Below are 21,671 nucleotides of genomic sequence, written 5' to 3'. Positions count from 1 at the left end.
ACCCAACTCTTCTCCACAAAAAGGGTAGTTGGACATTTTTTTAGTTCTTGCTGCCTTCCCCCACTAGCAGTCTTGGCAGATGTTTCACGAAAGTCGCATATTCCTGTAATTTTATAGTTTTTGGAATGGAGAAAACCCAAAGAATTAAACTGACGGCTGACCGAGATCGCTCACTGCTTATCAAGATTTCTTGCATACGTATTTTATTTTCTGTAAAAGCAAAACGCTATATGCCAAACTGCATATACCTAATGGATGAATTTGTTAGTAATTTTGCTCCCTATTTCAGGATTAATGCCCTGGCTCAGCAAACAAAAGGTTTGAGTCTTTGGTTTAAGCTTTTGCTCTAATTGATTGTGGAACTTGCATAAGTCTTAGGGTGAAGGTAATTAGCAAACGGTGAGCCACACATTATCAAACATAAAGCGTCACTAAAAAACAATGGCTGATATTGGGATTGTATTAATTGAAGATCATGACCTGACTCGATTAGGCTTGCGAACTGCCTTACAACGCCACAGTAGCATTCGAGTTGTAGGAGAAGCCGCCAATGCCAAACAAGGATTGATGTTGCTGCAAGACAAGCAGCCTGATGTTGCAGTAGTAGACATTGGGTTGCCCGATATGGATGGCATTGAGTTAACTCGCCAGTTTAAGCAATTTCAATTAGACACGAATGATTTTTCAACTAAAATCTTGATTCTGACCATGTATGACAGCGAGGATTCTGTGTTAGCAGCTTTTGGGGCTGGAGCCAATTCTTACTGCATGAAAGATGTCAACATTGATCAACTAGTAGAAGCGATTCAGTCTACCTCAGATGGTAATTCTTGGATTGACCCAACGATCGCCAATATTGTGCTGCGTCAGGTGCGTAAACCGATCGCGGCTGATCCAAGTCAACCCAAGATGATCGCGATCGAAGCAGTGGAAGCGGCTTATGAAGAAATTATGGATAATGTGCAACTCACCGATCGCGAACTGGAAATTTTGCAGTTGATTGTGGAAGGTCAAAGTAATAATGCGATCGGCGAGACGTTGTTTATTTCTCTAGGCACTGTCAAAACTCATGTCCGCAATATTCTGAGTAAACTCTGTGCGGATGATCGCACCCAAGCTGCCGTACTTGCATTGCGATCGGGCTTAATTAGCTAGCGACAACAGCCGAATAACAACAGTAAAACACGTCCTAAAAATTGCCTGTTTCATTAGTTAATGAAGCAAATTAAGCCTATTACTAAACATACCTTTAGGTAGAGGAGTATATCAGAGATTCAACATAAACTATATGTTATGAGAGTTCAGACAATATCTCTCCCGACATAACAACGAGGATAATATTATGAGTGCCGAAGATAGATTAAAAGCCGTTGCAAAAAACGTTGAAGGTAAGGCTCAGGAGATTTCCGGTAAAGTGACAGGCAATCCGGAAGATGAAGCTGCTGGGAAAGCGAAGCAAGCTGAATCAAAAGTCAGACATACTGTAGAAAATGTTAAAGATGATGTCAAAAGAGCAATTGACTAATCATTTTAAGTAGTTTTTGTAGACATCACATAATCTAATATGTCACCAACAAAGCCTAAGCCTTTTAAGCGCCTGGGCTTTTTTTAGAAACATTTTATTTGTTTAAAGAACTCTTCCAAAAGATGATGGAAATCTTAGTTTAACTGTTACTTATGGTGGATGAGTTCTTTCAATAATCAGCCATAAGCTGTTAACAATTCATGACTATACCATTTGGATATTACTAATTATGCCAAACCAAAATGCTGATTCTAATACCTATGATCGTGGCATTGTTCCCGCAGAAACTGCTGCTCGGATGGAGCGCGAAGGTGATAACTATAAAGAGTTACCTGACGAGGAAGGCGAAGATAGCATTGATACAACAGGTGGCTTCACGGTTGATCAAGAAGGGCTGTTGAACAACTACGCGATCGAGCCGGAAATGTATTATGAAGTGCCCGGTGATGCAAAGCAGGCTGAAGAGGAAGATCTGCGCGAACGTGCCCAAGAGTTAAAAGAAGTCAATGAAACCAATGAGGATGGTAAGTTGACCAGTGATCATGACTCTCGCGGTAAAGGTACTGGCGTAATCTAATACTCTGTAATTTAAGCCCAACCTTAGCTAAGTAGATTTTGGAGCATTTGATCGTCAAATGCTCTTTTTGTTTTTAAATTTGGTCTTTTGTCTCTAAATTTGGAGAGACAGGGTATTCACAAACCGTACTTTAGAGGAATATAGGAGAGATTCTTCAACCTATCCTTCTGTGTCGTCTCTCCAAAACTTTCTGATTACTTGGTCTCTGGTGCTGGTTGCAGGCTGGTTGACTACCCAGGCGCTAAGCTATGTGGGTGGGTTAATTAGTATTTTGCTGACTGCTGCCTTAATTGCCTTTCTGCTAAATTACCCAGTTGATGCTCTCAAAAACTTGCTGCCTCGAACTGCTGCTGCTGTAATTGTCTATTTGGCAAGCGTTTTGCTCGTTGTGCTGCTGCTGATTACCTTGCTGCCGCCGGTGATTAATCAAGGAGTGCAGTTCATTACCGGGTTTCCAAACTTGCTTGCTCAGGCTCAGGATAAATTAACAGGTTTTCAACTATGGAGCGATGAGCATGGCTTACCGATTAATGTTCAACTACTGACTTCACAGGTTCTAAGCCGGACTCAGGCGATCGCTGAATCTACTGCAACACGCGGAGTCAGCCTGGTTTTAGGCACCGTTAATCGTTTTGTAGATTTCACCTTAATTCTGGTGATTTCGTTTTATATGCTGATTGATGGCGATCGCCTGTGGCAAGCCTTTACCTCTGTTTTCACTCCAATTATTCAGCAAGAACTCACTGTCAGCCTTCGGACTAACCTACAGCGCTTTGGCACCGGACAATTACTTTTAGGAACCTTCATGGCAGCCGCTTTAACCATTGCCTTTTGGGTTTTGCAGGTGCCTTTTTTCCTACTATTTGCCGTATTCATTGGCGTAATGGAAGTGATTCCATTTGTGGGTGCAACCTTGGGAATTGGCACCGTGGTTCTAGTTGTTTTATTTATCGATTGGTGGCTAGCGCTCAAGGTTTTGGTTGTTTCCCTTGTCATTCAGCAGGTCAAAGATAATGTGATTACCCCCAAGTTAATGGGTGAATTGACTGGGTTATCTCCGGTATTTATTTTTATCTCCTTGCTATTAGGAGCCAAAGTTGGGGGATTATTGGGAATTATTCTGGCGATTCCCTTTACGGGCGTAGTTAAAAGTTTTGTCGAAGTTGTTTCTGAGCCAACGTTACCGCCCCAAACTGGATCATTCTTTCGGAATCCGTTGGTTCTTAAGGACACCAATGCTGTTTTAGTGGAAGGGGCGAAGGAGTGAAGGGGGGTTATTCTAGTAACTCAAAACTCACCACTGCCCTCATGGGCACTTGGCAAACAAACTGTGAAAACGCTGCCTTTTCCTGGCTCAGATTGGGCGGCGATCGCGCCGTGGTGTGCTTCAACAATCCGGCGAGAGAGATAGAGTCCTAAACCGCTACCAGAGCGCTTGTTTTCTCCCTGACGAAATCGTTCAAATAAGCGTTCTTGATCTTCTAGAGAGATGCCAGAGCCAGTATCTTTAACCTCAACCTTAACCCAAGAGGTATCTATTAAGGAGTGTTGAGAATAGTTTTCACTGGAACCGCTGAGACATAGCTCAACTGAGCCGACATCAGTAAACTTGATGGCATTGCCAACGAGGTTGGTGAACAACCGACGCAGTTCTAAGCGATCGCCCATGACAGACAGTGGGTGTCCAATCTCCTTTGGGATAACCTGCATTGTTAGAGATAAGCCCTTTTCTTCGGCTAAAGGCAATAGTTCTGTGACGATCGCCTGGAGAATTGATTTCAAGTTGCAGGGAGAAAAGCTGAGCGTTTTGTGCCCCGCATCATGGCGATATACTTCCAAAATGGTGTTGACCATTTGCAGCAAGTTCTGGTTGCTATGAATCATCATGGCGATCGCCTCGGTCATATCGGGCGAAACTTCTCCAAATGCGTCTTGTTTAAACAACGTCAACATGCGATCGGCAGCAACTAAGGGCGTGCGTAGATCGTGAGTCAATCGATAAACAAAATCTTCCCGCTGTCGCGACAATTGCTCTTGTTGCTGTTTTGCAGTCTCTGCTTCTTGCTCTAGGCGATAAAGCCGTACAGCGCTTCGCAAGATACGAGATAGGCGATCAGGCGATACTTTTGATTTGGGAAGATAGTCGGCTGCGCCTGCTTTCATTAGATCGACTGCAAGCTGCTCATCTCCTTGACCCGTTAACATCACAATCGGAGTACGAAGATTGTCTTGCCGCAAATCTTTCACGAGAGATAGCCCGTCGCGATCGGGGAGTCGATAGTCTAAAAAGATACAGTCAAATGCAGTATTTTTTAATGCCGCGATCGCACTCCTACAATCCACCGCTTCAGTCAGCGCCATTTCAACGCCAGCCGTTTTCAAAGCGCGACGCACTGCCATGCGATCGACATCATCATCATCAACTACCAAAATCTTTAAAATCTCTTCCATAAAAAATAGGAATTTTTAATCGTTTATCGTCGTTCAGACTGGATATAGTTGAAGTGGCGTTGTTAGTTCGGCAACTCGCACAGCGCCCAATACTTATTCAACGTTGCCATTAGTTCTGCAAAGTTGGCAAATGTTACAGGCTTTAAAATGTAGCCTGCTACGTTGAGATTATATGCATCAATGCGATCGAGATCTTGATTAGAAGTTGTCAACACGACTACTGGTGTAGAACGCAATTGATCATCAGCGCGGAGTTCTTGTAGGAACTCTAACCCGCCCATACGAGGCATGTTTAGATCTAACAAAACCAATCTGCGGACTAAAGGCAGCACTGGGTGAGTTTGATTTTCTCCACGAAGCATGGCAAGTGCCTCAAGTCCGTTACTGGCAATGTATAGCGGATTCGTAATGTTGTTGCGCTTGAACGCCCGTTGCACATTCATCACATCCACTTCGTCATCCTCAACTAAGAGGATATTCATCATTTTGTCTTCCATTGCTAGTTAAAGCGTTTAGTGTATTAAGAGTTTGTTACATGTATCACTTTTATTGTACGCAGACATTCCAGGCTGATCCCTCAGCCTAGAGGATGATACCTCTCTTGTATACACACAAATCGGACTCAGTGTTGTAGCAATTTCTATAGGAGTAGCGTAAATTTACGATTTGAAAATTAAAGATAAAGCGGCATCGAAAAGCAAAAACAACTTCCTTTCCCTAGTTCGCTTTCTACTTCGATCTGTCCACCCTGAAGTTCAATGAGCCGTTTTGCGATCGCTAACCCAATGCCAGTACTGCCAATTTTGAGGGCACGAGATTGATCGGTTCGCCAGAATCGCTCAAAAATATGAGGTAAATCTTGCGCTGCAATCCCAATTCCGGTATCAATCACTGCAATCCACAGCATTGCCCCATTGTCCCAAGTCCGCAACGTCACGATCCCATTTGGGCTGTAGGTGATGGCATTATTCACCAGATTGACCAAGATTTGAGTTAGGCGATCGGGATCAGCAAAAACAGTCGGTAATGTGGAGGGATAGTGCAACTGGAGTTGACAGTTTGCTTTCAGGCATTCTGATTCAAAGGTGGTCGCCACTCGATTGAGGATGGGGAACGGTTGCAACGCTTGAAGTTGTAAAGGTAAATAGCCTGCTTCTAGTTTTGAGAGTTCTAAAACGTTGTTGACCAATCGTTGGATGCGATCGGTTTCCTGCACCATTTGACTGCCAATATTGGGATGAAAAGCAATTTTGCCCGTATTCAACATCTCTAAGTAGCCATGAATCACGGTAACTGGGGTTCGCAGTTCATGGGCGAGATCACTGGTTAACTCGCGGCGGCGTTGTTCCACTCCTTCAAGGCTTGCGGCTAGGTTGTTAAAGCTCATACCCAAGCGATGAATTTCAGGAATGGAGCAAGCAGGAATTCGCATGGCTAAGTCGCCGGCTTGAAAAGTATGGATCGCGGTTTCCATTCTTTGCAGCGGTCGGGAAATGGTTGTGCTAACGAGAATGCTGATGGTGATAACGCTGGTTGCGCTAACCATGGCTGCAACGAGGGCATCTGAGAGATTAACGCGACATAAATTGCTAATTAAGGCGATCGCCCCAATGCCAATCAACATCACTAAAGTATGCGTAGACAACAACCGTAGCCACAACGATGGACGGACATGCAATGGATGAATGGACTTTTTAAGGGTCTTCAAAAGCGTAGCCAACGCCGGAAACAGTTCTGATGAATGAATAGGTTTCAGCATTCCCTTGTCCTAATTTATGCCTCAATCGCTTGACGTAAGAATCGACAATACGCTCGTCTCCCGTAAAATCGCCTCCCCAGACGTTATCGAGCAGTTGAGTCCGTGTCCACACTCGCCCTGGGCGATTTGCTAAGGTTGCCAACACGTCAAACTCCAAAGCGCTGAGATGAACCGCGATTTCGTCACTTCTAATTGCTTTCAAGAACACCGATCGCCGTTCTAAATCAATTTGCAAATGGGGAGTTTCAATTTTGAGGGTTGCTTGATGGCGCATGGTTCGCCGTAATAAAGCTCGAATTCGCACCAGTAGTTCAGTGGGGCTGAAGGGTTTTGGTAAATAGTCATCTGCCCCCGTTGAAAACCCAATAATGCGATCGATTTCTTCCCCTTTCGCCGTCAACATCATCACATAGGGATCTTTACTAGCGCCAGACTGCCGAATTTGAGTACAAACTTCCAATCCATTCATTTCTGGCAACATCAAATCTAAAATGATTAAGTCAGGTTCTAACCGTCTAAATGCTGCCAGTCCACTTTTGCCATCATAGGCGACACAACAGCCATACCCTTCACTCTCCACACAGGTTTGTAGAAGGGACGCAATATTGACTTCATCTTCAATAATCAGGATTGTTGCCAAAAGACAGATTCCCTGGATTTCAGGAGCTAAGCCACAGGACTATCTTTTTTACTGGATAGCCTTTCTCATTTGCATAAAAGACAGGCTGGTATAGCAATGGATGAAATAGGTTAGGACACAAAAATCCTTGGGCAATAAGGAAGAATGGACAGTTGTTGGTTTGATCTTTTCTCGTACTGCTATATCGGTGGCTTTTATTGTACTTCGCAGCTACGAAATATTCATCTCTGCAATTAAAAATTTCTAATTCCTTAGCATTCTGGCTTGCTAAAACTACTAGTCATGAAACTTGCCGTGTATAGTCACATGCTATCCACATGCAACCTTTATGCTCAGATGAACAGTCTAAAAAGTTTTTTGCGATCAGAACGCCTCAATGTGTGACTATGACTTCTCAACCAGCAAACCGCTATCGTCCTATTCTTCGTCTTAATGATCTGCTTCACCCCATTCAGCAACGTGAGCGCGCGATCGAATTTGCAACGTTAGATGAACCGATTGGTCCCTATCCAGATTATTCAAGACTGTGGACATCTCCTCGGATGTCGGCTCTATTTATTACAAAAGCACCTCGTTCGACCACTCGGCTAAGCGAAGATGCCTATCTTGTGTTGATTAAGCAGCGGGTTAACTGGATGATTCAATCTTGGGTGCAAACTACTGCTAGCAGTCTGGTTGAAACTCAAAAGATGCTAGAAGCAAGCCTTCATTGCTGTGGAAACCATCTGATTGAAGAGCCTATCCTAGATGAGGATATTGATGGACAAGCAAACAATCGGGTTACTTCATCAAAGCAGTGGCGAGATGATTGGGCGGAAACTCTGATTGTCACTAGCGATCGCTTTTCAGAATTACTCTCTTTGCAAGGGATCAAGTTTCCGGTTCAATCCCTTGATAAAAACCACCCAGAATTTCAAGAATTACTCAATCTGCATCAAGAAGTAGATTTGGAAGCGTGGTTAAGTCTTTTATATTCATAGGCGAAGAGACACAGAGATGCGATTCCCGCAGGGATCGTTTCACGAATCGCAATCCCTTCCTTTGGATGGATGCTCTTCGATGGCAAAATTGGTGAACTGGTGTGTAGAGTTAACTAGTGGAAACCATGCGCAAACTAAATATTGGTCTTACAGAGAAAGAACGTGAAGGCGTAATTGGGTTGCTGAACAGCAGCTTATCAAATGTATATTTGCTATTGATCAAGACCAAAAAATACCATTGGGATGTGGTCGGTCCTCAGTTTCGCACCCTACATATGCTGTTAGATGAACAATATCAAGCCCTATCTACTGCAACAGATAGCATTGCAGAACGGGTTCGGATTTTAGGGGGTTTTCCTGCTGGCACCGCAGCAGAATTTATTCAATTAGCATCCCTTGAGGAACACCCTGGAGTGATTCCAAATGCAACAGAAATGGTAGCAAAGCTAGTGGATGATCATGAAATAATTATCCGTAGTCTGCGTGAACAAATTGATCAGTCTAGTGAAGAGTTTCATGACGAAGGCACAGCAGACTTTCTGACTGGTTTAATGGAGCAGCACGAAGAAATGGCTTGGATGCTGCGTTCCTTTATTGAAGGAGAATCTGTTGCTCCCGATGGAAATTTACCCCAGGCTACGAAGAAAGTTCCGGCTTCTGCTGGTAAAAACTAGACACAGCCGCTTTCTAAGGTGGACAGTACCTGCGATCGCCATTTCTGCTAACGGTAAAAATAATCATTTCACTAAAAAAGGTGCCTAGGATTGAGTAGGCACCTTTTTAGATTGGCTGATTTCAAAAGCGTTTGAGCTACTTCAGTGCTTCAGCCCCGCCAACTACTTCAAGGATTTCTTGAGTAATTGCTGCTTGGCGAGCCTTATTGTAAGAGCGGGTTAATGTACTAATGAGTTGTTTCGCATTATCACTGGCGCTACTCATGGCGGTCATCCGAGCCGACAGTTCGCTAGCAGCAGATTCCTGTAGTGCCCGGAGTAGCTGATTATTCAGGTAAAGCGGCAGAAGAGTCTCTAAGATTTGTGAAGGCTCTTGTTCAAAGATCATATCTCTCGGAAACTCGCGCCCGGTTGTATCAATCTGTTCGCGTGATACTTCAAACTGTCCGCCGCGACTGGTGAGGCGAAAGATTTCATCCTCTGGATCTTCAAAGCCTTGGGGATCGAGAGGAAGTAGGGTTTGAATCACGGGGCGAGAACTGATTAGAGAAACAAAGCGAGTATAAATTAGCTCAACGCGATCAACGGTTTCAGAGAGGAAAAGCTCCAACAATACATCCGCGATCTGTGAGGATTCCGCTGCTGTCGGTACTTGTTCTAGGCTGGTAAAGGTTTGGGCAATGGGCTGATCTCGACGTTGGAAGTATTGAGTCGCTTTGCGACCTACTAACACAAGTTGGTAGTCTAGTCCTTCTGCTTTGAGTTCTTTAATCCGGTTCTCAGCCCGCCGAATAACGTTGCCGTTGTAGCCGCCGCACAAACCGCGATCGCCCGAAACGACTAGCAATCCAACGGTTTTCACAGTTCTTTTTTGCAGGAGTGGTGAACTGTTATCGTTTTGAAATTTTAGTCGGCTCTGCAAACCATAAAGGACTTGAGCTAAACGATCGGCAAAGGGGCGAGTTGCCAGGACTTGCTCCTGAGCGCGACGGACTTTCGCTGCTGCTACAAGCCGCATGGCTTCTGTAATTTTTTTGGTGTTTTTGACCGACTGGATGCGATCGCGAATGATTTTAAGATTAGCCATAACTGGGGAAGTTTTGAGTTATAGAGTGCGATTGAATGACTCAGAGCTAGTAAAAAATTAAGTGATGAGTCCTAAACATCACACTGCTTAGAACTCATCGCCTAAAACTCATGACTAACCTAGGCAGTGGCTACGAAGGTTTTCTTAAACTCAGCGATCGCGCTCTTCAGCGCTTCCTCTGCATCCGCAGTCAGTTCTTTCTTTTCGCGAATGATTTCACCATACTTCGGCGCACTACCCCCTAGATATTCCCGCAGACCCTTGAGGAAAATGGTCACTTTATCAACGGGCAAATCATCCAAATATCCGTTAATCCCGGCATAAATGGCGGCAACTTGATCGCCTACTGAGAGTGGCGAGAACTGAGGCTGTTTGAGAATTTCTCGCAGACGCTGACCCCGCGCCAACTGATTTTGGGTTGCCTTATCCAAATCTGAAGCAAACTGAGCAAACGCTTGCAGATCGTCAAACTGCGCTAGCTCCAATTTCACTTTTCCAGCAACCTTCTTCATTGCCTTCGTTTGAGCGGCTGAACCAACCCGTGACACTGAAATACCAGGGTTTACCGCAGGACGTAAGCCTGAGTTGAATAAGTCAGAGGATAGGAAAATTTGACCATCTGTAATCGAGATGACATTGGTTGGAATGTAAGCAGATACGTCACCAGCTTGAGTTTCCACAATGGGCAGCGCCGTCATACTGCCGCCACCTAAAGCATCGCTCAGTTTGGCAGCGCGTTCCAACAAACGAGAGTGGAGATAAAATACATCGCCAGGGTAGGCTTCCCGACCGGGTGGACGACGGAGCAGCAAGGACATTTGGCGGTATGCTTGCGCTTGTTTTGACAAGTCATCGTAGATTACAAGGGTATGCTTGCCCTTATACATGAAGTATTCGGCTAAGCTAGCACCCGTATAAGGAGCCAAAAATTGGAGGGATGCAGGATCGTTGGCATTGGCAGCCACGATGATGGTGTACTCCATAGCGCCTTGCTCTCGAAAGACGTTGGCAATGTTGGCAACGGTGGAAGCTTTCTGACCGATCGCTACATAGACACAAACCACATCTTCACCCTTCTGGTTCAAAATGGTGTCGAGCGCAATTGTGGTTTTACCGGTTTGGCGATCGCCAATAATGAGTTCACGCTGTCCCCGACCAATAGGAATCATGGAATCGATCGCGGTGATCCCCGTTTGCATGGGTTCACAAACAGATTTACGCGCAATAATTCCAGGAGCCGGAGATTCAATTAAACGCATCTCGGAAAAGGCAATATCGCCTTTACCATCCAACGGGCGACCCAAAGCATCCACGACTCGCCCAATCAGCGCATCGCCTACCGGAACTTGAGCAATTTTTCCAGTTGATTTAACGACGCTACCTTCTTCGATGCCGCGTCCACCACTCATCAGAACGGCACCTACATCATCTTCTTCTAGATTGAGCGCAATGCCAATTGAGCCATCTGCAAACTCAAGTAGCTCATTTGCCATGACTTGATCGAGTCCGTAAATGCGGGCAATCCCATCACCTACTGATAGAACAGTTCCAACATTGGACGCTTTGATACCTTGATCATATTGCTCAATCTGCTGCCGAATAATACTGCTAATTTCGTCTGGTCGGATGCTTACCATAGGGTTGCTCTCTTAGAGAATGAGGGTTAAAAGGTTCAGTTGCAAAGGGTTGAATTAAGCCGCACCACCTAAGCGAAGCGAAATGCGCCGTAGCTGCCCACGGATGCTGGCATCAATAACTTGAGAGCCAATTTTGATTACTACGCCACCAATAAGCTCTGGGTCAAGCTTGATATCGAATTCAACTTGATGCGCCCCTGTCAAGGCGATGACTTTATCTTTCAAGGCTTGAATTTGATCGTCAGTCAATTCCCGTACAGTAGTTACTTCAGCGAGAACCACTTGGTTTAGTTTACGAAGTAATGCTTGAAACTCGCTACAAATTCCTAGCAAAAACATAACGCGACGGCGATCAACCAGTAACATCAAAAAGTTCCGGGTGTATGAATGAAGTCCATCCCCAAACACTTGGGATAAAACAGCTTTCTTTTGCTCCGATTTATAAATCGGGTTTGCAAAAAACTCTTTCAAATCTTCAGAATTTTTGAGTGTTTCAATAATTGTGTTGATGTCGCTGCCCACTTGATCAACAATATTGCCCTGCTGCGCTAGCGACATGAGAGCTTGAGCATACCGCTCTAAAATTTCACCTCTAACCATACCTCCGTCTTTCATTAGGCACCTCCAATCATGGCAATGCTGCGGTTAATCATATTGGTCTGAAGTTCATCAGTCATACGAGAAGGCAATTCAGATTCTGCTTTTTGCAGGGCTAAGCTGGACACTCGCTGCCGTAGATCGGCGATCGCCCGCTCCCGTTCTGCATTTAAATCTTGACTCAATCCTTCCCGCATCCGCTGAACTTCGACTTCTGCGTCTGCTATTAGAGACGCTTTAACAGCTACTGAACGCTCTTCCGCCGCAGAACGGATTCGAGCAGCTTCTTGCTGTGCCTGAGCTAATTTTTGCTGTTCATCTGCCAGAGCAGCAGCGGCTTTTTGCCTGCGTTCTTCAGCGTCTTTCAAAGCAGATTCGATAGTACTTCGACGTTCGCTCAAAATCTTTCCTAAAAAACCGCGCCCAAAGTAAACGACGATACCAATCACAATCAAAAGGTTGATTAGATTTGCTTCCAAAATAGTGGCAACGAATCCACCTTCTTCAGAAGCTTCTACACTAGCTTCTGCAATCAACCATCCTAGTCCCAACATACTCATAACTGCGCCATTCCCATCTTGTATGCCTGTGCAGTACATTCACCCGCTATCTAGCTTGCAATGCCCTCGTCAAACCGTGCTGGGTAGCTAGGCAACTTGAGTGCCCAAGATTTTATCCAAAATCTGACGGCTGAGTGAGTCAACCTCTTGTTCTAGCGATCGCAAAGCTTCCTGCTTTTGCAAATCCAACTCTTTCTGAGTCTGCTCTTTTTGATAACGGACTTCTTCTTGAGCCTCCGCAATCTTGCCAGCAACAATCTGTTGAGCATCCGCTTGAGCCGCTGTGATCAATGCCTGAGATTGCTTACGGGTTTCAGCTAAATCTTGCTCATATTGCTTTGCCAAAGCTTCTGCTTTTGACAGACGCTCCTGAGCCTCAACTTGATTTCGTCGAATGTAGTCGCCACGATCTTCGATCGCCTTGGTTAGTGGCTTGTAGAAAATGGCATTCATTAAAACCACCAGCAGCAAGAACTGCACTGCCATCAATGGCAATGTTGCATCAAAGTCAAACATGGTTTCCTTTCCAAAAACTGCTACCGCAACACTGCATGGTCAGTAAAAAACAAGATCCAATACTCAAAATAACTATAGTCAAAATAACTATAGAAAGAATAAGAAAAGCTACCACGAGTTGCAAATCAATAGCTTTTAGTTAAAAGGTAGAGACATGAAACACGTCCCTACCATGACCTAATCTCAAGTAGGTTAGCCAATGAATGGATTCGCAAATAGCAACACTAATGCAATCACCAAGCCGTAAATAGTCAAAGATTCCATAAACGCCAAAGTTAAAAGCAAGGTGCCACGAATTTTACCCTCTGCTTCAGGTTGACGAGCAATTCCTTCAACTGCTTGACCAGAAGCATTACCTTGACCAATACCAGGACCAATTGCAGCTAGCCCAATTGCCAAAGCCGCAGCAAGAACTGAAGCGGAAGCAATTGTTGGGTCTACTGTAATAGCAGCCAAAACGGAGGGGAAAGCAACTGTCAGATCTACCATGAGGTTTCCTCTTGATTTAGTAAATGTAATGCGGTTGATAACTACGAAATTTTGAACTTACTAGCCTGAATGCTAAGTCAAGATAAGAATTCAGCAAACTCCTATTGGCACCTAACATCCAAAACCCAAGGCTCAAGAATACTTGCTGAAGACAAATTAATGCTCCTCATGCTCTTCTCCATGTCCCTCTAGAGCTTCATGAATGTAAGCACCTGCCAGCGTTGCAAACACCAGTGCCTGAATTGCACTAGTAAACAGCCCTAGTAACATTACCGGTAGAGGTACAAACAACGGCACCAGAAGAACTAAAACCCCAACCACCAACTCATCCGCCAAAATGTTGCCAAAGAGACGAAAGCTTAGTGAAAGAGGTTTCGTGAAATCTTCCAAGATTGCGATCGGGAGCAAAACTGGCGTTGGCTGAATGTACTTAGCAAAATACCCTAACCCTTTTCTGCTAAAGCCAGCGTAGAAATACGCCAATGAAACTAAAAGGGCAAGTGCGACTGTTGTGTTTATATCGTTTGTTGGGGCAGCCAGTTCACCTTCTGGTAGCTTTATCAGCTTCCATGGAACTAGCGCACCAGACCAATTTGACACAAAGATGAATAAAAACAGAGTGCCAATAAACGGCACCCACGGACGATATTCCTTTTCTCCAAGCTGGTTTCTTGCAAGATCCCGCACAAAATCTAGGGCATATTCCATAAAATTCTGCATCCCAGAGGGAACAAGTTGAATATTACGAGTTGCCAAAATTGAGGCGATTACTAACAGTGAAATAACAAGCCAAGAAACCAGAAAAACCTGACCGTGAACTTTAAGGTTGCCAATTTCCCAATAAAAATGCTGACCAACTTCCAGGTTGGCAAGGGGAAGATTGGGAGCAGCAATAAAACTCAGCATTGGACTCCAAACAAATTTCAGGGTTTGAATAGTTAAAGTTCCCAGGTAATCTAACTAACCAGAGTTAGAAGGCATGAGTGTTCGCAGCATATAAACGATGAGAGAGCCTTTGTAAGTCAAAAAACCTAAAAAAATCGGTAAGATATGCAACTGCCTCAACTGAGTTGCGACTATCATCAACCCAACAAAAATAGCAAGCTGCGACTTTCCAATCTGCTCTTTTTCCTTACCTAACTTCTCAACGTTTCGAGCCAACACTTTCAAGTAAACCACACTTGTGCCTGCTCCTAGCAAATAATTCAGAGCAATGCTTAAGGAATAAAAGTACCAAACAAAAACAAAGATAATGCCCGTCAAAACTCCAGTGGTTACTAACAACTCCTGCTGAAGTTGGTAATACTCCTGCATAGAGTTATCGGTTTCTGCTGGCAGAGTATTCGGTTTAGGTACTTGACTCATTTTCAGATGGCGTCTTTAGCGGTTTAGCTTGGACTGGTGAGCATACAAAAAATGAATCTAAATAACTTTAAGGCTTTTAGCTCACTTCTTTGTAGATGCCCAGATAGCTACCCAAACCCTCAGTAATCATATCACGCAAGGTAATAATACTTAATGTCAACATAGAGAAATTTTGTCTGGTCATATTCAAAGACAGTCGTTCTTCAACTCCCTCAAGGTTAGTTGATTTAACTTTGTAACAAAAGGTTTCTAGTTTCTCAGCCGAGTCACTCTAATCCTCTATGATTGGTCGATAAATCAAGCGGATTGGGTTCCATACACTTTTTAATAAAAGACTTGTTGAATCCAAATCGTTTTAATCTAAACCAGTGAACAAGTTGTCTTATGCCTTCATTTTCAGATTTAATGCTGGTAGGCATTGTCTAGATGGTTGGCAAGCAAGGTTTTTGTCAAATTTAAAACAGTAACAATCCGTAAAGGGAGCTTTTGAAATCCATGAGTGTTAAAGCAAGCGGTGGAAGCTCGGTTGCACGCCCCAACCTTTACCAAACTCTAGCGGTCGCCACGATTTCCCAGGCTGAGCAGCAAGATCGCTTTCCAGGAAAAGGAGAACTAGACGCGCTATCTACTTATTTTAGTTCTGGTTTGAAGCGTCTAGAAATTGCGGAAACGCTCACTCGCAATTCAGACATTATTGTGTCGCGTGCTGCCAATAGTATTTTTACAGGTGGTTCGCCGATGGCGTTTCTTGAGAAGCCAGTAGAAGCGCCAGTGATGACGATCGCCGGGGTTGCTCTGACGACTGAAGAGGGAATGAAACTGGGCACAGTAACCTATGGCGATACCAAGAATACCCCTGGGATTTTGGATGGTATTCGCTCTATTTTTAAGGGTACGCCTGATGGGGGTTCAACTTCCGTCAACTTTCGACCCATTAACATTGCGCGTTACGGTCCGAGCAACATGGCGAAGTCTCTGCGGGACTTAAGCTGGTTCCTGCGCTACGTTACCTACGCGATTGTTGCGGGTGATCCCAATATTATTGCGGTCAACACTCGTGGCTTGCGGGAAATTATTGAGCGAGCTTGTTCTGGCGAAGCGACGACGGTAGCTTTGCAAAAGATGAAGGCAGCCAGTCTTAGCTATTTTCGGGATGATGCTGAAGCCGAGGCGATCGTCCGTCAATATTTTGATGTATTGATCACTGAGTTCAAAGCGTTTACTCCTTCTACTCAAGTACGCCAGCGTTCCTCCAATGACCTACAGGGGCTACAACTCCCTCAAATTTATGCGAATGCGGCTGAGAAGCGGTCTAAGTATGCGATGAAGCCCGGTTTGTCTTCTACGGAGAAGAATGACGTGGTGAAGGCAGCCTATCGCCAAGTATTTGAGCGCGATATTACTCGTGCTTATTCTCTTAGCATCTCTGATTTAGAGTCTAAGGTGAAGAATGGCGAAATCTCCATGAAGGAGTTTATTCGTCGTTTAGCGAAATCGCCGCTTTATCGCAAAAATTTCTATCAGCCTTACATCAACAGTCGTGCTTTGGAATTGGCTTTCCGTCATATTCTAGGTCGTGGTCCTAGTTCCCGTGAAGAGGTTCAAAAGTACTTCTCCATCGTTTCTGAGGGTGGTTTACCTGCTTTAGTGGATGCTCTGATTGATTCTCAAGAATACGCGGATTACTTTGGGGAAGAAACTGTTCCTTACTTGCGGGGTCTGGGTCAAGAGGCACAAGAATGTCGCAACTGGGGACCCCAGCAAGATCTGTTTAAGTACAGTGCGCCTTTCCGTAAAATTCCTCAATTCCTCACAACTTTTGCAGCCTACGATCGCCCCTTACCTGACCAACATGTCTATGGCTCTGGTAACGATCCACTGGAAATTCAGTTTGGTGCTATCTTCCCTAAAGAAACCAAGAATCCCAGTACTCGTCCGGCTCCGTTTGGGAAAGATACCCGCCGTATCTTGATTAATCGGGGTGCTGGGATTAACAATCAGTTGAGCAATCCCGCAGCGCGGGGTGTGGCTCCTGGCTCCTTAGGTCCAAAAGTCTTCAAGTTTGACCAAAGTCCTAGCTATACCGGTAGTTTTGCGAAAGGTCGCGATCGCGGTAATACAAAGGGCATCAGCATTAAATATTCTGAAAGCTCTACCCAAGCAGTGATCCAGGCTGCATATCTACAAGTATTTGGGCGGGCAGTATACGACGGGCAACGGCTCAAAGTTGATGAAATCAAGCTGGAGAGCGGTGAAATTACCATGCGCGAATTTATTCGTCGCTTGGCAAAATCTAATCTCTTCCGCAGCCTCTACTGGACTCCCTTCTACGTCACCAAATCCGTAGAATATATCCATCGCCGTCTTCTAGGTCGCCCAACCTATGGTCGCCAGGAAATCAACGCCTACTTTGATATTTGCGCCAAAAAAGGCTTTTATGCCCTAATTGATGCCATGTTGGATAGCCAGGAATATTCAGATACCTTTGGGGAAGATACAGTTCCCTATGAACGCTATGTGACTCCAGCCGGGTTGTCTTTGCGCGGTAATCGAGTGGGTTCCATTGCTGACAAGGGCGATCGATCTGTTCCAGAAGAAATGCCCCGCTTTATGGAACTAGCTGCTGCAACGGAATTGCGGACTGAACCTGATATCCAATTCCGGGTTAACCAAGGTGTCAGCAAGAAACGCGAACAAACGAAAATCTTTAAGCTGACTAACCTTGCTGATAAAGCCAACTTAAAGTTAGTAGTTGGTGCTGCCTATCGCCAAGTATTTGAGCGGGATGTTGCGCCCTATATTGTCCAGAATGAATTTAGTGTTTTAGAAAGCAAACTGGGCAATGGTGAAATCAACCTGAAGGAGTTCATTGAAGGATTAGGAACCTCTAACCTTTATTTGAAGGAGTTTTACACGCCTTACCCCAACACGAAAGTGATTGAGCTAGGCACCAAGCACTTCTTAGGACGCGCACCTTTAGATCAAGCTGAAATCCGCAAATATAACCAGATTTTGGCAACGCAAGGGTTAAAAGGCTTTATTAGTGCGCTTGTAGGTAGTATGGAATACAGTCAGGCGTTTGGGGAAGACGTAGTTCCCTATAACCGCTACCTAACCTTACCTGCTGCAAATTTCCCCAATACTCAAAAGCTTTACAACACGCTGACTAAGCAAAACAAAGACGTAGTGGTGCCGAGTTTTGAAACGGTAAAAGCGCGGATGGATGGGTCTAAAATGCCGATGATGGGTAAGGCGATCGCCGATATGGCAGCGCAAACCCGTCAGCAAGAGCAGGCAAGAACTGCATTTGTCGAGTTGGGTCGCTCTTCTCTCACCGCTTCGGTGCCGTCACTAGATTCCACTACTGATAGTGCTAATTGCAAACCAGCCCGGATTTATCGGATGAATCCGGGTATGGGGTGGGCAGAGACAGAGTTCGTGCTGAATGCCATCTACGCCCAGATTATGGATGTGTCTGGCGATCAAGTACCCAACTCGTTGAGAAAAGCGGATCTTGATAGCAAATTCCACAGTGGAAACATCTGTGTTCGGATGTTTGTGAAAGCCTTAGCTAGTTCAGAGATTTACTGCCGTCGCTTCTATATGCCCTATCCTGAAGCAAAGGTTGTTGAATTCTTGTTCCGGCATTTATTGGGTCGTGCCCCTGCTACTCAAGCTGAGATTCACCAATACCTAGAGTTGTTAGTGAATCAAGGACTGTCGGCAACAGTGACCGCGATGGTAGAAAGCGCTGAGTATCTTCGCTACTTTGGGGAAGATGTGGTGCCCTATCAACGCCATCCTAATTTACCGATCGGAAATTACTTGGGTAATGTTAAGGCGGATGTCAGCCTAGTCAAGTAAGCGTACTGGTAGTAACGCTTTATCTGGCAAAGTGTAAAGCCTTCAAGCTATTAGACATTCCACCCATACTAGACATGTAAACCCCTGATAGTGAAATCAGGGGTTTACATGTATGAATACTTTTGAATTGTAGAAGCTTTATTCAGTCACGGTCTTAACCTAATATCTGTCGCATTCTCTATTGAAATTGTGTGACCTCCACTGCTGCATATGCAGACAATTCCAGTTGTCTAAGGGTTTGAGTGTCATATTTTCGTTTGACTACTACCTAGCCCGCTTTACTTTCTGACGCTGATCCAGACACCTGACCAGAAATACTGGGAGGAATGTTTTCTAATGCTGTGAGTGCTTGTAATACTTGTTTTACTACGGGAGCGGCGATCGTTCCACCATATCCTCCTCCCGCTGGCTCATCAATTACCGCAAGCACAACATAACGAGGTTTATCGGCAGGAAAGATCGAAACAAAGCTAGTAACATAGGCACTTTCTGAATAGCCGCCAAACCCATTTGCTTTTTGTGATGTTCCAGTTTTTCCAGCGACATGGTAGCCCGGAAGTTGTGCTGCTTTTCCGGTTCCTTGCGTAACTACTCCTTCCATCATGGGCAAAATGACTTTAGCGGTTGCCGGAGAAAATACTTGTCGTTGTGCGGGTAAGCTAGGTCGCCAATAGAGCCGCCCTTTGCTATCAAACAGCCCTTGAATAACATGGGGAGTGACTAATTTTCCACCATTTGCGATCGTGGCATTAAGCTGAACTAACTTCATCGGTGTGAGGGAGAACCCTTGACCAAATGCTGTTACGGCTCGATCAATTCGGCTTTCAACAAATTGTTTGCGGGATTTAAACTGTCCTGGACTTTCGGAGGGTAGATCAACTCCGACGACTCCGCCCATGCCTAATCGCCTGAGCCACGCATAATAAACTTCGGGCTTTAACGTATCTACGATATGCACCATGCCGACGTTATAGGAATTAATCACAATGTCGGTGACGGTTTCACTGCCGCCACTGCCGCCGGTAATTGGCCATCCATCAATTGAGATGGCGCTTGGATTATTGATGTATGTATCTGGTTTAATGGTTTTGTTTTCGATCGCGATCGCTACATTAATCGGTTTAAACGTAGAACCCGGTTCATATAGATCCGTAATTGCCCAAGTTTTGTAGCGTTCTGGCTTGGACTTATAGTATTGGTTAGGGTCATAGGATGGATAGGATGCCAAAGTCAACAGTTCTCCTGTATAAGCATCCATCACAATCACCGTGCCTTTTTTGGCACCCACATTAGTGACTTGCTTTTGTAGGATTGGCTGCACTGCTCGTTGCAAACGAGTATCTAGAGTAAGCCGCAACTGCAAATCATCCTGGTTTAGGAAGCCCGTTGGAATTTGGTCAGGCATAAGGGAGCCATCGCCCATTTGTCGGAGTCGAATTTCTTGGCTAGGGCGTGTCAAAATGTTTTGCTGACTAAGTTCTAACCCGGCTTGTCCAATATGTTCGCCATCTACAAAACCAACAATATCGGCAGCCACTTCTTTGTGTGGATAGAGCCGCTGTTGGTGGGGAATTAGCTCTAAGCCATCTAGCCGCAAATCAATAATGCGGTTGGAAATATCTTCAATCAGTGAGTATTCAATCCGAATGCCCGTTTCCCCTTCGTTAAACTGCTTGACTAAGCTATCAGCAGGGCGATCCATGATTGGGGAAAGCTTTTCGGCAACTTCTTCCTTAGAGAGTTTGAATAGTTTCGGGTGAGCAAAAAGGGAAAAAACAGGGCGATCGAGCGCCAAAATATTTCCCCCCCGATCAACAATGTTACGACGAGGCATAAAAGGGCGAATTTGAGTCACCTGGTGGCTTTGAGCAATCCCACGCAGCAGACTCCCTTGCACAATTTGAACGTAAAATAAATTGATTACCAAGCAGCAGATTGCTGCAATTAGAAGACCCCATACCAAGGCAGCCCGAAAGTTTGGCGAATTTGCCCAACTCAACAATTTAGAGTGTTTAGCGTACAGACGATTTCGAGAACGCGGCGTTTGGAAAGAATAAGGACTACTCATTGCAAAGTATCCTAATATCCTAAAGGTGGTTCGTTTGTTGAGGTTTCAGCTTTAATCACAATAGGAATTGCTGCTGGTTTTACAGTACGAAGTGGAGATGACTCTAAAACTAGCGTATGTTGTGGAGTTTTGGTAACCAATCCTGAATTCGGGCTTTCTGCCTGCTGGATAATTTGATTTTTTAATACTTCACTAGCTGCCAACATCTGGCGTTCACTGCGCTGCATGGTTTTGAGCTTGCGATATTCCTTAGTCCAAAGCTGCTGCATATAAACAGTACCGCCATACACGACTAAAGTTGTGACAATCAACGCGAAAGTAACGATTAGAGAACCGCGCTGAGCCTGCATTAGTAAGCGTAGCCATTTGGGTAGGGGTGGCGCAGCGGGGAGTTTACGAACGGTTGGTTGAGTAGATAAAACTGAAACTGTTGCCAAAGGAAGTTTAGGAGATCTTCCGCTGTGAGCAACTGGAGTAACGCTATAAGCAGACCGGGAGGAAGCTTTGCGGCGCGGTGCTAGGCGATTCGTTAAATGATCGCTACGGGAATCGGGCGGGGTCGGTCGTTGAGATCTCAATGCTGTTGCCATCCGCTTTGCATCACTCCTAAATCAATCGCAAATCAATCGCAAAAATCAGAACATTCACAATTTTCTGTAGTTAGTCTACTGCAACAATTGAATTACAACTACAAATTCATAAAACCTGCTTTTACAGATGTTTTGTCTACATCAAAATGTACTAATGTGCAGTTTTAATTTTACTAAGACTATATTTTGTGGAAGGTGGGAAAGTTTGTGGAAGGTGGGAAAGTAATATACCTTGTCTCTTAGCGATCGCGCTTACCATCGCTTATTTCACAATAAAACTTTATGTAGGACT

At 44.8% G+C, this 21,671-nt stretch carries 20 protein-coding genes and 1 pseudogene; 7 read left to right on the top strand and 14 right to left on the bottom strand.

Annotation, left to right across the window (positions count from 1 at the left end; genetic code table 11):
- Positions 1-441 precede the first annotated feature (441 nt).
- The 4 genes from AB3R30_RS10520 (at position 442) to AB3R30_RS10505 (ending at position 3,369) form a co-directional block, all read left to right on the top strand.
- Positions 442-1,155, top strand: a complete 714-nt coding sequence (locus AB3R30_RS10520) for a response regulator (RefSeq protein ID WP_458649132.1) — start codon at positions 442-444, stop codon at positions 1,153-1,155.
- Between the two features lie 187 nt (positions 1,156-1,342).
- Entirely contained in the window at positions 1,343-1,525 is a 183-nt protein-coding gene (locus AB3R30_RS10515; RefSeq protein WP_458649131.1) for a CsbD family protein, read from the top strand.
- Positions 1,526-1,754: 229 nt separating this feature from the next.
- Positions 1,755-2,102, top strand: coding sequence for a hypothetical protein (locus tag AB3R30_RS10510; protein ID WP_458649130.1), 348 nt, complete (start codon positions 1,755-1,757; stop codon positions 2,100-2,102).
- 169 nt (positions 2,103-2,271) lie between these two features.
- A complete protein-coding gene (locus AB3R30_RS10505) occupies positions 2,272-3,369 on the top strand; it encodes an AI-2E family transporter (RefSeq protein ID WP_458649129.1) in 1,098 nt (365 codons plus the stop codon).
- A 20-nt stretch (positions 3,370-3,389) separates the two neighbouring features.
- Here AB3R30_RS10505 and AB3R30_RS10500 read toward each other — a convergent pair whose 3' ends face one another.
- The 4 genes from AB3R30_RS10500 to AB3R30_RS10485 form a co-directional block, all read right to left on the bottom strand.
- Positions 3,390-4,553, bottom strand: coding sequence for a sensor histidine kinase (locus AB3R30_RS10500; RefSeq protein WP_458649128.1), 1,164 nt, complete (start codon positions 4,551-4,553; stop codon positions 3,390-3,392).
- 62 nt (positions 4,554-4,615) lie between these two features.
- Complete coding sequence (locus AB3R30_RS10495) at positions 4,616-5,038, bottom strand: response regulator (RefSeq protein WP_458649127.1); 423 nt, start codon at positions 5,036-5,038, stop codon at positions 4,616-4,618.
- Positions 5,039-5,226: 188 nt separating this feature from the next.
- On the bottom strand, positions 5,227-6,312 hold the full coding sequence (locus AB3R30_RS10490; RefSeq protein WP_458649126.1) for a sensor histidine kinase: 1,086 nt from the start codon (positions 6,310-6,312) through the stop codon (positions 5,227-5,229).
- Complete coding sequence (locus AB3R30_RS10485) at positions 6,248-6,952, bottom strand: response regulator transcription factor (protein ID WP_458649125.1); 705 nt, start codon at positions 6,950-6,952, stop codon at positions 6,248-6,250. Before AB3R30_RS10485 ends, AB3R30_RS10490 begins: the two co-directional genes overlap by 65 nt.
- Before the next feature lie 386 nt (positions 6,953-7,338).
- On the opposite strand from AB3R30_RS10485, the gene AB3R30_RS10480 reads away from it, so the two are divergent.
- Both AB3R30_RS10480 and AB3R30_RS10475 read left to right on the top strand, forming a co-directional pair.
- The gene (locus tag AB3R30_RS10480) at positions 7,339-7,932 is read left to right on the top strand and encodes a hypothetical protein (RefSeq protein ID WP_458649124.1); all 594 of its coding nucleotides are present in this window, start codon (positions 7,339-7,341) and stop codon (positions 7,930-7,932) included.
- 125 nt (positions 7,933-8,057) lie between these two features.
- Positions 8,058-8,606: a Dps family protein gene (locus AB3R30_RS10475; protein ID WP_458649123.1), complete on the top strand. Its 549-nt coding sequence runs from the start codon at positions 8,058-8,060 to the stop codon at positions 8,604-8,606.
- A 136-nt stretch (positions 8,607-8,742) separates the two neighbouring features.
- On the opposite strand, the gene AB3R30_RS10470 is transcribed toward AB3R30_RS10475, so the two are convergent.
- The 8 genes and pseudogenes from AB3R30_RS10470 to AB3R30_RS10435 form a co-directional block, all read right to left on the bottom strand.
- On the bottom strand, positions 8,743-9,693 hold the full coding sequence (locus tag AB3R30_RS10470; protein ID WP_458649122.1) for a F0F1 ATP synthase subunit gamma: 951 nt from the start codon (positions 9,691-9,693) through the stop codon (positions 8,743-8,745).
- A 119-nt stretch (positions 9,694-9,812) separates the two neighbouring features.
- Positions 9,813-11,330: a F0F1 ATP synthase subunit alpha gene (gene atpA / locus AB3R30_RS10465; RefSeq protein WP_458649121.1), complete on the bottom strand. Its 1,518-nt coding sequence runs from the start codon at positions 11,328-11,330 to the stop codon at positions 9,813-9,815.
- A 54-nt stretch (positions 11,331-11,384) separates the two neighbouring features.
- Positions 11,385-11,945 (bottom strand): ATP synthase F1 subunit delta, encoded by a 561-nt coding sequence (gene atpH, locus AB3R30_RS10460; protein WP_458649120.1) that lies wholly within the window; start codon positions 11,943-11,945, stop codon positions 11,385-11,387.
- Positions 11,945-12,487, bottom strand: a complete 543-nt coding sequence (locus tag AB3R30_RS10455; protein WP_458649119.1) for a F0F1 ATP synthase subunit B — start codon at positions 12,485-12,487, stop codon at positions 11,945-11,947. The genes atpH and AB3R30_RS10455 overlap by 1 nt, the downstream gene beginning before the upstream one ends.
- Positions 12,488-12,574: 87 nt before the next feature.
- Positions 12,575-13,012 (bottom strand): annotated as a pseudogene (locus tag AB3R30_RS10450) (F0F1 ATP synthase subunit B'); the annotation flags it as partial.
- Positions 13,013-13,195: 183 nt separating this feature from the next.
- Positions 13,196-13,492, bottom strand: a complete 297-nt coding sequence (atpE, locus tag AB3R30_RS10445; protein WP_458649118.1) for an ATP synthase F0 subunit C — start codon at positions 13,490-13,492, stop codon at positions 13,196-13,198.
- Between the two features lie 156 nt (positions 13,493-13,648).
- Positions 13,649-14,398: a F0F1 ATP synthase subunit A gene (gene atpB, locus AB3R30_RS10440; protein WP_458649117.1), complete on the bottom strand. Its 750-nt coding sequence runs from the start codon at positions 14,396-14,398 to the stop codon at positions 13,649-13,651.
- Positions 14,399-14,452: 54 nt separating this feature from the next.
- The gene (locus AB3R30_RS10435) at positions 14,453-14,857 is read right to left on the bottom strand and encodes an ATP synthase subunit I (RefSeq protein WP_458649116.1); all 405 of its coding nucleotides are present in this window, start codon (positions 14,855-14,857) and stop codon (positions 14,453-14,455) included.
- Positions 14,858-15,352: 495 nt separating this feature from the next.
- Here AB3R30_RS10435 and AB3R30_RS10430 point away from each other — a divergent pair, with 495 nt between their 5' ends.
- Positions 15,353-18,721 (top strand): phycobilisome rod-core linker polypeptide, encoded by a 3,369-nt coding sequence (locus AB3R30_RS10430; RefSeq protein WP_458649115.1) that lies wholly within the window; start codon positions 15,353-15,355, stop codon positions 18,719-18,721.
- Between the two features lie 268 nt (positions 18,722-18,989).
- On the opposite strand, the gene AB3R30_RS10425 is transcribed toward AB3R30_RS10430, so the two are convergent.
- Both AB3R30_RS10425 and AB3R30_RS10420 read right to left on the bottom strand, forming a co-directional pair.
- Positions 18,990-20,789, bottom strand: a complete 1,800-nt coding sequence (locus AB3R30_RS10425) for a peptidoglycan D,D-transpeptidase FtsI family protein (protein WP_458649114.1) — start codon at positions 20,787-20,789, stop codon at positions 18,990-18,992.
- 11 nt (positions 20,790-20,800) lie between these two features.
- Positions 20,801-21,379: a hypothetical protein gene (locus AB3R30_RS10420; protein WP_458649113.1), complete on the bottom strand. Its 579-nt coding sequence runs from the start codon at positions 21,377-21,379 to the stop codon at positions 20,801-20,803.
- Positions 21,380-21,671: the final 292 nt, after the last annotated feature.

The sequence above is a fragment of the Sivoneniella epilithica UHCC 1019 genome (assembly GCF_040830845.1).
In the GTDB taxonomy this organism is placed as follows: domain Bacteria; phylum Cyanobacteriota; class Cyanobacteriia; order Leptolyngbyales; family Leptolyngbyaceae; genus ULC077BIN1.
The sequence above is the reverse complement of the archived record's forward strand: the minus strand, read 5'-3'. Positions and strand labels throughout refer to the sequence as shown.

Bases quoted from the DNA above. Each gene is read 5' to 3' on its own strand.
- AB3R30_RS10495 (WP_458649127.1), bottom strand. From the start codon at position 5,038: ATGATGAATATCCTCTTAGTTGAGGATGACGAAGTGGATGTGATGAAT.
- AB3R30_RS10480 (WP_458649124.1), top strand. From the start codon at position 7,339: ATGACTTCTCAACCAGCAAACCGCTATCGTCCTATTCTTCGTCTTAAT.
- atpE (WP_458649118.1), bottom strand. From the start codon at position 13,492: ATGGTAGATCTGACAGTTGCTTTCCCCTCCGTTTTGGCTGCTATTACA.
- AB3R30_RS10490 (WP_458649126.1), bottom strand. From the start codon at position 6,312: ATGCTGAAACCTATTCATTCATCAGAACTGTTTCCGGCGTTGGCTACG.
- AB3R30_RS10435 (WP_458649116.1), bottom strand. From the start codon at position 14,857: ATGAGTCAAGTACCTAAACCGAATACTCTGCCAGCAGAAACCGATAAC.
- AB3R30_RS10510 (WP_458649130.1), top strand. From the start codon at position 1,755: ATGCCAAACCAAAATGCTGATTCTAATACCTATGATCGTGGCATTGTT.
- AB3R30_RS10475 (WP_458649123.1), top strand. From the start codon at position 8,058: ATGCGCAAACTAAATATTGGTCTTACAGAGAAAGAACGTGAAGGCGTA.
- AB3R30_RS10470 (WP_458649122.1), bottom strand. From the start codon at position 9,693: ATGGCTAATCTTAAAATCATTCGCGATCGCATCCAGTCGGTCAAAAAC.
- AB3R30_RS10420 (WP_458649113.1), bottom strand. From the start codon at position 21,379: ATGGCAACAGCATTGAGATCTCAACGACCGACCCCGCCCGATTCCCGT.
- atpA (WP_458649121.1), bottom strand. From the start codon at position 11,330: ATGGTAAGCATCCGACCAGACGAAATTAGCAGTATTATTCGGCAGCAG.
- AB3R30_RS10500 (WP_458649128.1), bottom strand. From the start codon at position 4,553: ATGGAAGAGATTTTAAAGATTTTGGTAGTTGATGATGATGATGTCGAT.
- AB3R30_RS10425 (WP_458649114.1), bottom strand. From the start codon at position 20,789: ATGAGTAGTCCTTATTCTTTCCAAACGCCGCGTTCTCGAAATCGTCTG.
- AB3R30_RS10455 (WP_458649119.1), bottom strand. From the start codon at position 12,487: ATGAGTATGTTGGGACTAGGATGGTTGATTGCAGAAGCTAGTGTAGAA.
- AB3R30_RS10430 (WP_458649115.1), top strand. From the start codon at position 15,353: ATGAGTGTTAAAGCAAGCGGTGGAAGCTCGGTTGCACGCCCCAACCTT.
- AB3R30_RS10515 (WP_458649131.1), top strand. From the start codon at position 1,343: ATGAGTGCCGAAGATAGATTAAAAGCCGTTGCAAAAAACGTTGAAGGT.
- atpB (WP_458649117.1), bottom strand. From the start codon at position 14,398: ATGCTGAGTTTTATTGCTGCTCCCAATCTTCCCCTTGCCAACCTGGAA.
- atpH (WP_458649120.1), bottom strand. From the start codon at position 11,945: ATGAAAGACGGAGGTATGGTTAGAGGTGAAATTTTAGAGCGGTATGCT.
- AB3R30_RS10520 (WP_458649132.1), top strand. From the start codon at position 442: ATGGCTGATATTGGGATTGTATTAATTGAAGATCATGACCTGACTCGA.